This window comes from Leptolyngbya sp. FACHB-321 (assembly GCF_014695975.1).
Lineage (GTDB): Bacteria > Cyanobacteriota > Cyanobacteriia > Leptolyngbyales > Leptolyngbyaceae > Stenomitos.
Genome location: NZ_JACJPI010000058.1, coordinates 51,866 through 65,011 on the forward strand (window position 1 = coordinate 51,866; position 13,146 = coordinate 65,011).

Consider the following 13,146-nt stretch of genomic DNA (forward strand, 5'->3'; position numbering starts at 1 on the left):
CGCGATCGCTACTCCTGGCTTACAACGAGCGATGCCCTGATGCATTAAGGAAAGCAAGCGATGGCACTTTGGGTTGCCTTGAATGGGCTGCTGCTTATAGGAGCTTATTTACTAGGCTCGATACCGCCCGGGTATTGGGCAGGGAAATTATTGAAAGGTATTGACATTCGAGAGCATGGGTCTGGCTCGACAGGTGCTACGAATGTCTTACGCACAGTGGGTAAAGTTCCAGCCCTGGTAGTGCTCCTGATTGACATCTTTAAAGGAGCAACGGCGATCGCGCTTATCCATTGGTTCTACGTCTTCGCTCAGGCTCAAGCGTTTTTGCCTTCAGCTGTAGAAACCACGCTGTGGTTACCGTGGATGGTTACTTTGTCCGGTATGGCAGCGTTGTTAGGACATAGCAAGTCGGTTTTTCTTGGCTTCACTGGGGGAAAATCAGTTGCAACCAGTTTAGGCGTGCTGCTAGCCATGAATTGGATAGTCGGCATTGGTACGCTGACAGTGTTTGCGCTGGTGCTAGCAATGTCCAGGATTGTGTCGTTAAGTTCGATCGCAGGAGCGATCGCGGTTTCTGGTTTCATGTTGCTCACACACCAGCCCTTACCTTACATCCTGTTTGGTCTTCTAGGCGGACTCTACGTCATCCTCCGCCACCGCTCTAACATCCAACGCCTGCTTTCTGGTGATGAACCCCAATTGGGACAAACAGTGCAAACTATTGATAGTTCACCACGTTTATAAGGAGTCTAGGCATGAAAGACAAGCCTTAGTTAGTGATTCGATTCAAACTTTAAGCTCCTTTGCTGCAGACTCAGAACGATCAAAAAACGATACGGTCTTAAAGCTGTAGTTGTTTTCGACTTGATTTTGTTAGTGTACAAGTCTAATTAGCAATGCTTGGTACTTGAAATCTTACGGGGAGATGTTTTATGGTTCAAGCTGTTAGGACGCTACTGCAAAAAATTTACAGAAAAAGTGCTGGAGAGTCTACAGTGGGCGAATTTAAGGATGCTTGCTTTATAGGAGATTTAACCGATGAAGATACAGCAATCACACGTTTGAAAACAAACCCCAAGAATTTGAGCTTGCAAGAGCGATTTCCAGAATACCAATTTGGACGAGGAACCTACGATACTGATCTACAAATCCTTTCTTGGGGAGAGGGTGCTACTTTACGAATCGGTTCTTTTTGTTCAATTGCAGCAGGTGTTCAAATACTTATTGGTGGTGAGCATAGAGTTGACTGGATTACAACCTATCCATTTAATGTACTTTGGAAAGCAGGAGAACAAATCACAGGGCATCCAATGACAAAGGGAGATGTTGATATAGGTAATGATGTTTGGATTGCACAAGAAGCAGTTATTCTTTCCGGTGTGAAAATTGGAGATGGAGCAGTAATAGGTGCGCGAGCAGTGGTTGCCAAAGACGTTCCTCCCTATTCAATTGTCGTTGGTAATCCAGCTCGTGTAATTCGGCATCGTTTTGATAAGGAGATAATTCAGAAACTATTGGAAATCAAATGGTGGAATTGGGACGATGCTCAGATTGAAGAGTTTCTTCCAAAGCTTCTTAGTGATAACCCAGTAGCTTTTTTTGAAGCTATAGATCGACACATGGCAAATTGAAGCAAGTCAGTCTATTAAAGCTGTAATAGATCTTCGGGTGTTTCTTTCCCTATTGTATGCAGTCAATTCGTCATCGCGCACTTTAGCCGTATGCTACTCAAAATTATTGATCACTTCGATAGCAGTTTTACTCTAGACCCAGATGCAAAAGCAGCGTTGTTTGAGTTGCTGACGAGTGACCCTTTTCTTCAGCAGGTTGCTCAACAGGCACAGTGCCAAGCGGTGGAGTTTACCGAATTACTTTTTCAACCTGTTCCCTACAGTGCAGCAACGCCGAAAGGAATGCCAGCCGAGTTCGAGAAATTTCAAAATGCTGCTGGTTACGTCATCATTAATGTGCCGCCCAATTTCATGTTTAAAGCAAAAATCTTTAAGCCGAGTCGGCTTTGTGCAATTTATCGGCACAGCAACGAGTCTTAGTGAGAGTTTTAGCTGAAAGAAAGACTTAAGGCTAAACGTAATCCTTTCCTCTGCCATAAATAGTTAATAAGAAAGGATAAAGCTAAATGCTGTAGCTTGCTCTTTTGAAGGAGTAGGCTAAAAGCAACTTTTCATCCTTACCTCTTGATCTCCATCTTTTACAAAATGTCTTCCCAAACTGATACACCGACACTTTCCAGTCTGGAAGCTCTTACCTACATTGACGATCGCGGTCAACTGCCGGAACAATTTCAGGGCAAAGTGGGCGTGTATGCCATTTTTGATCAACAGCAAACGCTGCAATATATTGGCTACTCACGCGATGTTTATTTAAGCCTGAAGCAGCATTTAGTCCGTCAACCAGACCAATGTTATGGACTAAAGGTACTGACAATTGATCGTCCCAATCGCACGATCTTGGAAGAAATTCGGACAGCGTGGATCAGTGAAAACGGGTCAGTGCCGTTGGGCAATAGTGCGGATGAAGGCAAGTGGACGCAGGCGATCGATGCGAAGGCACAGATGACACCAGCAGAACAGGCTAGTTATGCGGGGGCGATCGATGAACTTGCTCAAACGAAAGTACTCAAGCAGGTGGCTCGTCGAGTGGAGGCAGCAATTCTTGAAGTGCTAAAATCTCGCGGCGTTCAAGTCGAAATTCGCTTCAATCCCAAACTAAAAGAAACAGGATTGCTGGATTTAAAGTAATTGTGTTACTTCATGAAGGCTCTTCTAGCTCGTATTTTGTGTATGGTTAAGAGATCTCTATACTCTTCCCATCTTTACCGACTGCGATTAGCACTGACCAATGCATCAACCCATGGAGTAGGGATCTGTTCCCAGGTGTATTGCTCCGTTTTATGGAAGACACCAAAATATTCCAGCGTTGTGTTTTGCTGTAAGCCTGCTACTAAAAGATCTTCGCATTCGGTGTTGAAGGCTCCCGTTAAAACTGTTAAGCGTTTAAGCCGGAGACGATTGGCGGCATAAGCAACATCAGATGAATGCTCTGGTTCATCAGTAATATCATCACCGCTGAAATACCAGAAAAGACCTAAAAACTCTAGCTGTGGCGCACTATCAGGAGTTTCATTTTGTATCAGTGTGTCAACGAAGCAGCGTATGGCACCTGGCATAAAAGTAGTGCAAAGAAGAATCAGGTTGCAGGTTGGACCACCCTTAATGATTTCAGCTACAGCAGCGGCAGCAGGCACGGTTAACGCCAGATAGGGACGACCACCCTCCGGTAGCCTTTCACCCCACTGCTGGTAAACAATAAACTGGTTGCGGGGGGAGTAGAGATTCGATTGGCTCAAGCGCAGATTCTCGAGCGTATCCACTTCGATCGGGTCTTGCGGCTCCAAGTAAGTCGTAACTTTCAGGTCATGCGGCGATCTAGGATCAAACCAGGGCTGTCTAGCACAAATTTCTTGTTGCAATGAACGTACCTTATAAGCAGCATATTCCTTTCCTCTCCTCTTGCTTTCCTGACGAGTTTGCCAAGAGTTTGATATACGAGAGTAGATGAGGTACAGAATCAGAGCTGGCAACGTTATGAAGATTAGACAGATAAAGGCAGTGAAGATTATAGAAAAGGTCATGTGTCAGTATCTATCTACCGGTTGAAAACAGCTTTATTCTGCTCAACGCTTCAACGACCTTCCCATTCCTAAGGATCGACCCAGCAGCCGTCTGACTTGATTAAATTAATCAATTCTTCAACGCCTTGTGCTTCGGGTACTTTTTTGATTTCATCACGCCCACGGTAAAGCGAAATCCAGCCTGCTTGTTTGCCGACGTACCCGTAGTCCGCGTCTGCCATTTCGCCAGGACCGTTTACAATGCAGCCCATGACCGCAATATTTAACCCAGTGAGATGGTTGGTTGCATTCCGAACTTTATGCAGCACTTCTTCAAGATTAAAGAGCGTGCGTCCACACGACGGGCAGGCAACATATTCCACCATGGTGCGCCGCAACCCTAGCGCTTGCAAAATGCTGTAGCAGACAGGAATCTCTTTTTCGGGTGCTTCAGTGAGAGACACACGAATCGTATCGCCAATGCCTTCTGCCAAAAGGGTACCGATGCCAGCAGTGGATTTGATACGCCCATACTCACCATCGCCTGCTTCAGTCACGCCTAGATGCAACGGGTACTCCATACCCAACTCATTCATGCGCTGCACCATGAGGCGGTTAGCGGCGAGCATGACGGGCACTCTAGAGGCTTTGAGCGAAAGTTCTAGATGGTAATAGTCAAGCGATTCACAGATGCGAATGAACTCTAGCGCCGACTCAACCATGCCTTCGGGCGTGTCACCATAGGTAAACATCATGCGTTCTGCCAGGGAACCGTGGTTCACGCCAATTCGCATGGATTTGTTCTGGTCGCGGAGCGAAACGACAAGGGGTTCTAACGTTTCGCGTATCTTCTCGCCAATGTCGTCAAACTCAGTTTGGGTGTATTCAGTGCGATCACTCTTCGGCTTCTCAAACACATACAGCCCTGGATTAATGCGCACATTATCAACGTGCTTAGCGGCTTCAAGCGCAATTTTCAATCCGTTATGGTGCACATCTGCCACCAGCGGCACAGGCTGGTAGGTCGCAAGCAGCCGACGTTTAATCTCCTCCATCGCCTTGGCGTGCGCCATGCTAGGGACGGTCACGCGCACAATTTCGCAGCCAATTTCATGCAAGCGACGAATAGCAGCAACCGATCCTTCAATGTCCAGCGTGTCTTCGTTAATCATGGACTGGACAGCTACAGGATGCTGACCGCCGATCGTAATGCTCCCTACAGGCACAGAGCGAGTTTTACGACGCTGAATGGTGGTATCGGTGGTTGCGGTAAGAGGTGTTGCGGCGGTGGGTGGGCTAGGCAGAGTTTGCATACGCTATTAATTAAGTCTTGGCAGCAAGACAGGATAATTTGTCTCTGTTCTTACAGATTGCCATAGATGGGGCAAGTTTGACGGTTAAGACGCGGCAAAATCTTGGGTACAGAAGGATCTACAACTGCCCTCAAGCCCCAAAATTTAAACCTGACGCAACAATAGTGCTCGCACTCGGCTTACCGTGCAGCGCTACGAGCCTCTTCACGAGGTTTTGCTTTATTCACTTTAAGCTGGCGACCCATCCATTCGGCACCATCTAGCTCGGCGATCGCGGCATCTTCCTGAGCCTCTTCAGCAAGTTCCACAAAGGCAAAGCCACGTAAGCGGCCCGTTTCGCGATCAGATGGAAGAGATATGCGTTTAACCGAGCCGTATTCAGCAAAGACTTCGGTCAGGTCTTCAGGAGTTGCCTGGTAGGACAAATTGCCAACGTAGATAGTCATAAGATGATCAGATGGAGGGGGCGAAGGATTTGTGCAAAACCCTACAAGCAGGTCATAGCACATCGCTTCCCTCTCATTCTGAAAAATCTGATACCTGTAGAGGCGATTAGTTATGGGTTAGCACACTTTAATCGATCGAAATCGACTTGGGCGCACCGCTATTGCCATTATTGCCCCCAATCGTTGATGACGTTGTAGTGCTGCCCGCCTGCTGATCAAGCCAGCTTTTCACCGGATCTTCAGACAGATTAAGGCGAAAGACCCCAGAGAGAAAGCCACCTAAAAATGCCACAGGTTGTTGCGAAAACTCTTGCCAAAGGGGGGTTAGTTCATCAAGAAACACAGATAAAGGCTCCTGTAAGATACGAATTTGAGCTTGTATCAGCGTCGCACTGCTAGACAACATTGATGGAGCAAATGCTTTGCGATGCCTGCATTATCTGAACGCTGACCGTTGTTTCTTTGGTGATTGTAACGCGAAGCGAATTTGTCTCGCAGGTAAAGAGCCATTTTCGCTTCAGGTAAGGAGCGAGCGAGTATGAGAATGCCGACTGTCTTTAGTAAAAGAACTGCGCTTGTTCTAACCGCTCACTTCGCTCCCCTGACTACTTCTTCTCCGGCAGCATACATTTGTCGCTATCACAGCCAGCAGGACCTTCAGCCAGACTAAAGCCAGAGTCATAGCGGCTGAGGGCAGCGTAAAAGTCACTGGTTTGTTGCTTTGTCTTAACGTCTTGCTGGCGACGATCGAACGTTGCTTTGTCGATTTTTTCAAACGGTAGTCGTGGAAAGGGCGCATCAAACCGCGCTAACAAAGCCGCGCTGATGTAGCCTTCGTCGTTAGCAATCGCCTGGTAAATGCGCTTTGCCAATGGTTCAACTTCGGCTTCGGTCAGTTCGATCGTGGCGCTAGTGTTATGCGCAGTGTAGTAGGTTTGCACCTGCATATAAAAATCAAACTGCGCGAGGGCAGAGAATTTTTCGATCGCGATCGTGTCGGCTCCAGGTAGGTTTGCCCAGGAAACCTCAACGGGAATTTCCACCAACCATTCTGTACAGCGAGAATCAAACGGATCATTTAACAGATTGCCGTTTTCATCCTTATCTGACTGCGACGGCACAATGCTATAACCGTAGTCCAAGCAAGCCAATGCTACAGGATCATTCTTGCGGAAGGTAATGCGCCGGATAAAGCGCTGGGCTTTCGGTGGATGCCAACCAGGGCTAGCTCCAGTCAATAACGATTTGGTGCCTGCTGGCTGCACAGTGGTGCAACGATTGGGACGCTTGAGTTGGTGGCGATCGCAATACTCCCACACCGCTTGATTGACAGTGTCTCGCCAGCGTGACAGGAACACCTGCTCTTTCTGCTTAAACTCCAAACCTGCTATAGTCTCAGGCCTACCAGCCTCCCACCAGCGCAGCCACTCGACTCCAAACGCATGCACAAAGAAGTCGAAGAGACCTGTGAACGAAACGCCAACGATCGGGTCGAGGTCACGCGATTTTTGATAGCGCGGTTCGGTAAAGCGATGATTCAGCAGGGCTGCAACAGAGAGGGCAGCGGCTTTAAACGCATTTGCTTGCTCATCTAAATTACTAGGATCGAGCTGATTCAGGTGGACTTCTGCAAGGTTGCAATGGAAGTCGGCACCCAAGATTTCACCACATGGATTCAACCCATAGCGCCCCAAACGGTGCTCTCGCTCTTCCACAGACATTTGGGGTTCATGCTGTTGCAGCCACTCGTTTGCGGTGCCCTGATTGTAGACAGCTAGAAAGTCAGCTCTGAGTGCTGGTGTCGTTAGTAAATCGCAGTTCGAGCGGGCAATCGCCTCTGGTGCATACTGAATTGCCCCTTCACCAGAATAGAATTGCTTGCGGACAGCATCGACACACTCTTGCTCTGTCGGCTTGTGGTGATACACACGAGTGTGGTTCGCCATCCGCAGAGCATCGCGCTCTGGGTCAATGCGCCAGTTACCGGCATCATCCTGTTGCCAAAGATTATCCTTGGCAACAGCAAATGCTTCATCACTGCTTACGCCCTGCCGCATCCCTGCTGAGCGCCGGATGTTACCTGCTACAACGGTCGCAGCCGCTTCATCAATCAATAAACAGCATTCTACAGAGGTCAACTGCCGACCGAGCGCTTTATTTAGTAGCGCTGCACAGCGTTCGTACAGTCCTGGTAAGCGGATGGGGTTTGCCATGCCGCCAAAACCTTTCAGCACTTCGCCTTCGGCGCGGACATCGCTCACGTTAACGGTGACAGAAACATCGCCTGTAAACCGCTCATCAGTCGAAAGCTCCAGTAAAGCTTTGTAAGACTGTACCCAACCCTGACGGCTATCGCCAATGCGGATTTTCACATTGTGGTCGTCGATTGTGACTTGAGTGCGATCGTGCCGCTGAGTCGCAGGCGTTGTGCCGATTTCACCTTCTAAACTGACTAACAGACGATTGCGAATAGCTGGCAGTCGGCTGATATAGCGTGGCTCTAGAATGGCACCGGTGCCGCAGCCCATCATGGCAAGATCCATCATCAGCCCAAATGCCTGCCAGTCAATGACATTGGTGCTGGTGCAGTTATAGGCTCCTGAAAAGTTCTCTGGCTTGTTGATCCAGTCTGTGCCGCCTACCCACAACCAGCGTCCTGAAGGCAGGCTCTTAAGCTGCTGCTGCATCAGTTGAATCAACGCAGCTTCTTTGTGGGTAAGGTGCCCTAGCTCGACCAAGCCTTGCGTCGTCCGCTGGATTACGTCTGCTAATGGTTCACGACGGTTTTCGGTGCGGCGGCTATAGGTTCTGAAGAAGACTGGATTGGCAGTGGGAGCGGTTTCTGGAAACTGCCCAGACAAAAAGCTAGAATCCTGCACGGGAGCAGGATTGGTTGGCAAGCTATTGGCACGAACTTGATGAAGTTCTCGAACCATAGGTTAAGCGCTCACTTCTTTGGAACGGGGTGGGCTTGGCTAGATATAGCATCTAGAGATCACAGTCTACACTATCGGTAGAGTTATGGATCAGTAGTGTTTTAGCATAACGTTTGCGAAACGACACAACTTTTGGGTGCGATCGCAACTGGTAGAAGATTGCAAGCCTATTCTAGAAAATCAAAGACGAGCGTCTTCGTAATTATGGCAACCACACTCAAGGAGGAGACAATGAGGGTCTTGTATCTGATTCAAACGTTTAAGAACTTGCCTCAGATCGTACGGCTTGTGCGGACGATTCGGCAGTCAGACCCTTCAGGGGTAGTTTTGATCAGTCACAACCAGGAAGCATTTGCGCTTGAGTTAGTGGCATTTGAAGGGCTGACCGATGTCTACATTGTGAATGTCCCAAGCGGTTGCCGCATTGACTTTTCACTTCCGGCGTCCTACCTCGCGGCGCTTGAACGTGCGCACGAACTCGGAATTCGTTTCGATTGGGTGATCAACTTGACAGGGCAGTGCTACCCGGTACGCCCGCTAAGAGAATTTGTGAGCCTGCTGGAGCGCGCGCAGGTGGATGCCTTTATCGACCATCACCAAGTCTTCGACGAACATGGTCGAGGTGGAGGCATCTGGCCATACGATGAGGCACATGGTCGCTATCACTATCAGTACTACTGGCGGTTTACGCGTACCGAGCCCGCCTGGGTGTGGCGCAAGGTGCTGGGAATCGTACGTGTCATGCTGCACAAGATTCAGCCCTGGGTTCGTCTTGACACCAGTTATGCGCTCCAAATCGGGCTACGCGATCGCACTAACATCGTTGGAGAAGCATTTCCGCTCTTCGGCGGCTCGTACTACATGACCCTTTCGCACCGTGCAGCTAGCTATCTCTGTGAATTCACACGGTCTCATCCTGAAATCACGCTGCATTTTAGCCGGATGAATACGCCGAGCGAAGTTTACCCACATACCGTCCTAGCGAACAACCCCGAGCTGAAGCTCAGCGGCGAGCACCATTTCTTCTTCGATGTCAACAGTAAGAGGGGACGCCCCTTAACCCTAAAGGTCAAGGATCTAGACAGGATCACTGCGTCTGGCGCGTTCTTTGCGCGTAAGTTTGAGCCAGCGATCGACAGCGCAGTGTTAGACCGCCTTGACCAGTCGGTATTAAATACCACGTCAGCCTGAGGTCACGCAAGCCACAAGCTAACGTTCTTGTCCATTGAACCGATTGCCTTTGTGCCTATGGCATTAAAACTAATGATATGAGACGCGCGATCGTCTCTCTAATACCTATATCCATTTTTAGCAGTCCACAGGTATTAATGCTGCCGAACTACCTTAGATAGCAAAACTCCCCTGATCTGGTGGCAGATCAGGGGAGGGTGCTAGATGCCTTGAGTGATTAAGGCAATAAGTGTCGCCTCAAGAGTGAGGACAACAACTCTTACAGTTTGACCAGATAGCTGCCTGGCATGACCCAAAGCGTTAGCTATCTATCGTGGCGGCAGGAAGGCGCTTGTAGGGCACAACATCCTCACCAAAATAGCGGACGTACTCAGGGCTATCAACGATCGCTGCCACTGCTGCTTTCAACCCATGATCAGCCAGCAGAGTTTGGTAGTGAGCCGTTTCAGCTTGAGCAGGCGCACGACCTAGCAGATGGCGGAACAGAAACTCAACAACCTTTGCACTAGGGTACGGCGTATAGAAGCGGCTGATGTAGCTTTCGGAGCTTACCAATGCCTGCACAAACTCCCGCACTGAGATTTCACCATTGCGAAGTTTGCTTTCTAAGTCGGGACGGTGGAATTGCTCTGGTACTTGACCGCTAGCGACATCCATTACCTGCACATAGATTGCATTGCAAACCAGCGCGATTTCAGCCTGAGTCATACCAGGATTCAAGCGGTAGATGCGGGCAGGCTTGCGACGAGTCGCATCAGCACTGACCTCAACTTGACCATCGCCATTGCCAGTCGATCGACCCGACTCAACCAACACAGATTGACTGTGAGCGGCTTGGCTTGCCTGTCCCGCTATCTCTGCTAACGCCTGATCCATCAGCGGCATCTTTGCAACATCCATGCGTGGCTTCACAGTGTCAAAGCTTGGCACTACCAAGGCGTTGTCTTGCTTCGTCAACTTGTTGTAAAGGGTCTGACTATTAGGGAAGTTAGCAGCAGGCAGCGTCAGGAAGCGGTTATAAGGTACTGTGTCCTCACCGAACGCATGAGCGTATTCGGTGCCGTTGACCAAAGCACTAATAAAAGCTTTAAGCCCCTTGGTTGCCAAGAGTTGGTTGTACTTGCGGATTTCTGCCTGATCCAGCGGTGCGCGACCCAGGAAGTGTTTTGTCCCTAGTTCAATCACTTTGGTGTTGGGATACGGCGTGTAGAATTCTTTGATGTAGAGGCTAGAGCAACCCAGCCCTTCAATGAACTCTTTGAGGTTAATTTCACCGTTGCCCAACTTGCTTTCCAGCGCCGAGAATTCATTCTCGACAATGTACGGCGCAATATCACGCTCAAACACTTGACGATAGGCAGCACCAATCAGGGTTCGGAGCGCCATTTTGTCTCTTAGTTCAGTCAGTTTGAAGACTTTCGTTTGCTCGCGCTTCTTGCTAACACCTTGATTGCTACGGAACTCAATGTCGGGTTCAGAACGCTGTTCTGACACAGCGCCCAGTGTGACAAAGCGCGGCGTTTCTTCTTGATCTACCCGATTGCCTTTCTCACCGAGGCTACCAAGACGAGAGTTACGCTGTGACAAGCCTGCGGGAGTCAGGTAACGTTCGTAGGGAACGGTGTCCTCACCAAAGGCATCACTGTATTCCTGGCTGTCAATGAGGGCATCAACCAGTGCATAGAAGCCTTTCTTGGCACAAATATCGAAATACTTGTTAGTCTCTTGGCGACCGTAAGTGGGGCGACCCACTAAGCGACGATGGATATACTCGACCGCCTTCGTCACATAGAGTGGTGTCCAGTAGAGCGATCGAAACAAGTTGGACTTGGCTAACCGACGCACAAATTCGCGTACCGTGATTTCGCCGTTTTCTAGTTTGATTTCATCTACTTTCAAGCGCTGACCATCGTAGACATCGCGCCCAAAGACTTGCAGGTATGTTGCCTTAATAACTGCCTGTGTAGAACTCTCAGAAAACTTGGTACTGACGCCCTGGGTGTTGGTTTTGCGCCGACCAGTGCCGCCTGTAAAGCTAGGGAGTTGATCCAGTTTGAACACCTTAGGTCCAAGTGAACCAGGAGCGACACCTCGCGCCTCAGGGTTGCTGAGTTGGTTGTTGATACCTGCGCCCTGATTAATCAAAATCCGGCGGGTATCCTTACCAAAGGGGGCAGGGCTGGCGCTGGGGTTTCTCGTTTCTTTCGGGAAGATGGCACCAAACTGAATTTCCAGGGGGTCGTTGCCCGAGCCGTAGGGATGTTGATCTGGCAGTGGGCGATCGTAATTCGCAAACGTCGTGAGAAACTGCGGAATCTTACGGAAGGGCGCACTGAAATTAAACAGATCTTGTTGTGGTCCCCAGTTGCGACACTCTTGCGCTTCTTGACCCAGACCACGCAGATAGGGCACCGTTTCTTCGCCAAAGTAGTCGGCATACTCTTTGGAGTCTACAAGCGCATCGATCAAGGCTGGCAGACCACCCTTGGAGACGATCGCAAAGTAGTTTTGCACTTCTTCACGCGAACTGGGACCACGACCTAAGATGTGGCGGAATGCCAGCTCTAGCGCTCGACTGTTAATGTAGGGCTCGTAAAAGTTCTTGCGGTACAGCGGCGACTTGGCAAGGCGACGCACGAACTCTTTCATCGAGATTTCGCCGTTCTTTACCTTGGAGGACAGATCCGAGATGCCGAGGGAGTAAGCACGGGTAATGTCGCGCTCAAACACCTGCCGGTAGGCTGCTTTGATCACCTCATTCTTTTCAGAGGACGATAGCCCTGGCTTCATCGCGTATTTAGGACGACGCTCAGCAGCGTTGAAGTAGATCTGGGGCAGTTGCAGCCCTTGCAAATCACTAGAAGCGCGTTGGCGCAGCTTGTCGGATGGAGTTGGCGCTTTAAACTCGGTAATCAGAACATCGAAGTATTCTGTCACGAGCGCCGTTGCTGCTTCATCGCGACGGAAGTAGCTCAGGGCAGCCACTTTCATTTCTTGCAATGCCACGATCGTTGCCTCACCTGAGCAGGCACGTTCAATGATTTCTCGCAGACCGCGAACGTTGACTGAAATGATGTTTGGATCGCCCGCTACGATCGCATACGTCACATACCGCAGAAACCAGCTCAGATCCCGCAAGGACTTTGCCATGTTGCTGGGACCGTAACGCGCCACGTTGATCGGACGAAAGTTTGCTGGAGTCGTGCCACCGCTCGTACTGAACAGCGATCGAATACCATCCAGAAAACCACCACCGGAGCTAACGTATGTTGCTGTTCCCAGCTTCATTGATTCGCGGGTGTCCATCCCACCACCAGCCGACACCATGGCAGGCTCTTCCTGCGGTTTTTCCAAAAACGCCATTGGAGAACCGCCAACAAAAATACGGTTGGCAGCCCGCGAAACGATAATTTCAGCATTTTGAGTCAGCGCTTCAGAAATTTCGAGGCGCTTGGCACCAGAACTGAAATAACCAGCCAACTCGTCCAATTCGCCACGTCCCAGGAAACGATCTTGCTGCTCAGCCTGGGTGATCGTCGCGACTGGGACGGTTTGGTAAAGTTGCGGACGGGCAACCGAGCTTCCACCACTTGCTTTAACACTCATTGATTTCAAAAGCTCCCTTTAAC

General features: G+C 49.6%; 10 protein-coding genes and 1 pseudogene. 5 read left to right on the plus strand and 6 right to left on the minus strand.

Annotated elements, in window-relative coordinates; genetic code table 11:
- The first annotated feature begins 60 nt into the window (after positions 1 to 60).
- From plsY to H6F76_RS11055, 4 genes are all read left to right on the plus strand, one after another.
- Positions 61 to 744 (plus strand): glycerol-3-phosphate 1-O-acyltransferase PlsY, encoded by a 684-nt coding sequence (gene plsY / locus H6F76_RS11040; RefSeq protein WP_190508178.1) that lies wholly within the window; start codon positions 61 to 63, stop codon positions 742 to 744.
- 188 nt (positions 745 to 932) lie between these two features.
- On the plus strand, positions 933 to 1,631 hold the full coding sequence (locus tag H6F76_RS31000; RefSeq protein WP_190508180.1) for a CatB-related O-acetyltransferase: 699 nt from the start codon (positions 933 to 935) through the stop codon (positions 1,629 to 1,631).
- Positions 1,632 to 1,721: 90 nt separating this feature from the next.
- Positions 1,722 to 2,051 carry a hypothetical protein gene (locus tag H6F76_RS11050; RefSeq protein ID WP_190508182.1) on the plus strand — a complete coding sequence of 110 codons (330 nt, stop codon included), beginning with the start codon at positions 1,722 to 1,724 and terminating at the stop codon, positions 2,049 to 2,051.
- Between the two features lie 165 nt (positions 2,052 to 2,216).
- Entirely contained in the window at positions 2,217 to 2,759 is a 543-nt protein-coding gene (locus H6F76_RS11055) for a GIY-YIG nuclease family protein (protein ID WP_190508184.1), read from the plus strand.
- Between the two features lie 74 nt (positions 2,760 to 2,833).
- Here the strand turns inward: H6F76_RS11055 and H6F76_RS11060 are convergent, their stop codons facing one another.
- The 5 genes from H6F76_RS11060 to nrdJ all read right to left on the minus strand — a co-directional run bounded on the left by H6F76_RS11060 (position 2,834) and on the right by nrdJ (position 8,326).
- A complete protein-coding gene (locus H6F76_RS11060) occupies positions 2,834 to 3,490 on the minus strand; it encodes a hypothetical protein (protein ID WP_190508185.1) in 657 nt (218 codons plus the stop codon).
- 230 nt (positions 3,491 to 3,720) lie between these two features.
- A complete protein-coding gene (gene ispG / locus H6F76_RS11065) occupies positions 3,721 to 4,944 on the minus strand; it encodes a (E)-4-hydroxy-3-methylbut-2-enyl-diphosphate synthase (RefSeq protein ID WP_190450268.1) in 1,224 nt (407 codons plus the stop codon).
- A 179-nt stretch (positions 4,945 to 5,123) separates the two neighbouring features.
- Positions 5,124 to 5,390, minus strand: coding sequence for an RNA-binding protein (locus tag H6F76_RS11070; RefSeq protein WP_190508187.1), 267 nt, complete (start codon positions 5,388 to 5,390; stop codon positions 5,124 to 5,126).
- Between the two features lie 127 nt (positions 5,391 to 5,517).
- Positions 5,518 to 5,733: a hypothetical protein gene (locus tag H6F76_RS11075; RefSeq protein ID WP_190451015.1), complete on the minus strand. Its 216-nt coding sequence runs from the start codon at positions 5,731 to 5,733 to the stop codon at positions 5,518 to 5,520.
- A 262-nt stretch (positions 5,734 to 5,995) separates the two neighbouring features.
- Positions 5,996 to 8,326, minus strand: coding sequence for a ribonucleoside-triphosphate reductase, adenosylcobalamin-dependent (nrdJ, locus tag H6F76_RS11080; protein ID WP_190508189.1), 2,331 nt, complete (start codon positions 8,324 to 8,326; stop codon positions 5,996 to 5,998).
- Positions 8,327 to 8,557: 231 nt separating this feature from the next.
- On the opposite strand from nrdJ, the gene H6F76_RS11085 reads away from it, so the two are divergent.
- Positions 8,558 to 9,517: a beta-1,6-N-acetylglucosaminyltransferase gene (locus H6F76_RS11085; RefSeq protein WP_190508191.1), complete on the plus strand. Its 960-nt coding sequence runs from the start codon at positions 8,558 to 8,560 to the stop codon at positions 9,515 to 9,517.
- A 318-nt stretch (positions 9,518 to 9,835) separates the two neighbouring features.
- On the opposite strand, the pseudogene H6F76_RS11090 reads toward H6F76_RS11085, so the two are convergent.
- A pseudogene (locus H6F76_RS11090) lies at positions 9,836 to 13,123 on the minus strand (phycobilisome rod-core linker polypeptide); the annotation flags it as partial.
- Between the last annotated feature and the right edge of the window lie 23 nt (positions 13,124 to 13,146).

Coding starts and splice junctions, on each gene's coding strand:
- plsY (WP_190508178.1), top strand. CDS start 61: ATGGCACTTTGGGTTGCCTTGAATGGGCTGCTGCTTATAGGAGCTTAT.
- H6F76_RS31000 (WP_190508180.1), top strand. CDS start 933: ATGGTTCAAGCTGTTAGGACGCTACTGCAAAAAATTTACAGAAAAAGT.
- H6F76_RS11050 (WP_190508182.1), top strand. CDS start 1,722: ATGCTACTCAAAATTATTGATCACTTCGATAGCAGTTTTACTCTAGAC.
- H6F76_RS11055 (WP_190508184.1), top strand. CDS start 2,217: ATGTCTTCCCAAACTGATACACCGACACTTTCCAGTCTGGAAGCTCTT.
- ispG (WP_190450268.1), bottom strand. CDS start 4,944: ATGCAAACTCTGCCTAGCCCACCCACCGCCGCAACACCTCTTACCGCA.
- H6F76_RS11070 (WP_190508187.1), bottom strand. CDS start 5,390: ATGACTATCTACGTTGGCAATTTGTCCTACCAGGCAACTCCTGAAGAC.
- nrdJ (WP_190508189.1), bottom strand. CDS start 8,326: ATGGTTCGAGAACTTCATCAAGTTCGTGCCAATAGCTTGCCAACCAAT.
- H6F76_RS11085 (WP_190508191.1), top strand. CDS start 8,558: ATGAGGGTCTTGTATCTGATTCAAACGTTTAAGAACTTGCCTCAGATC.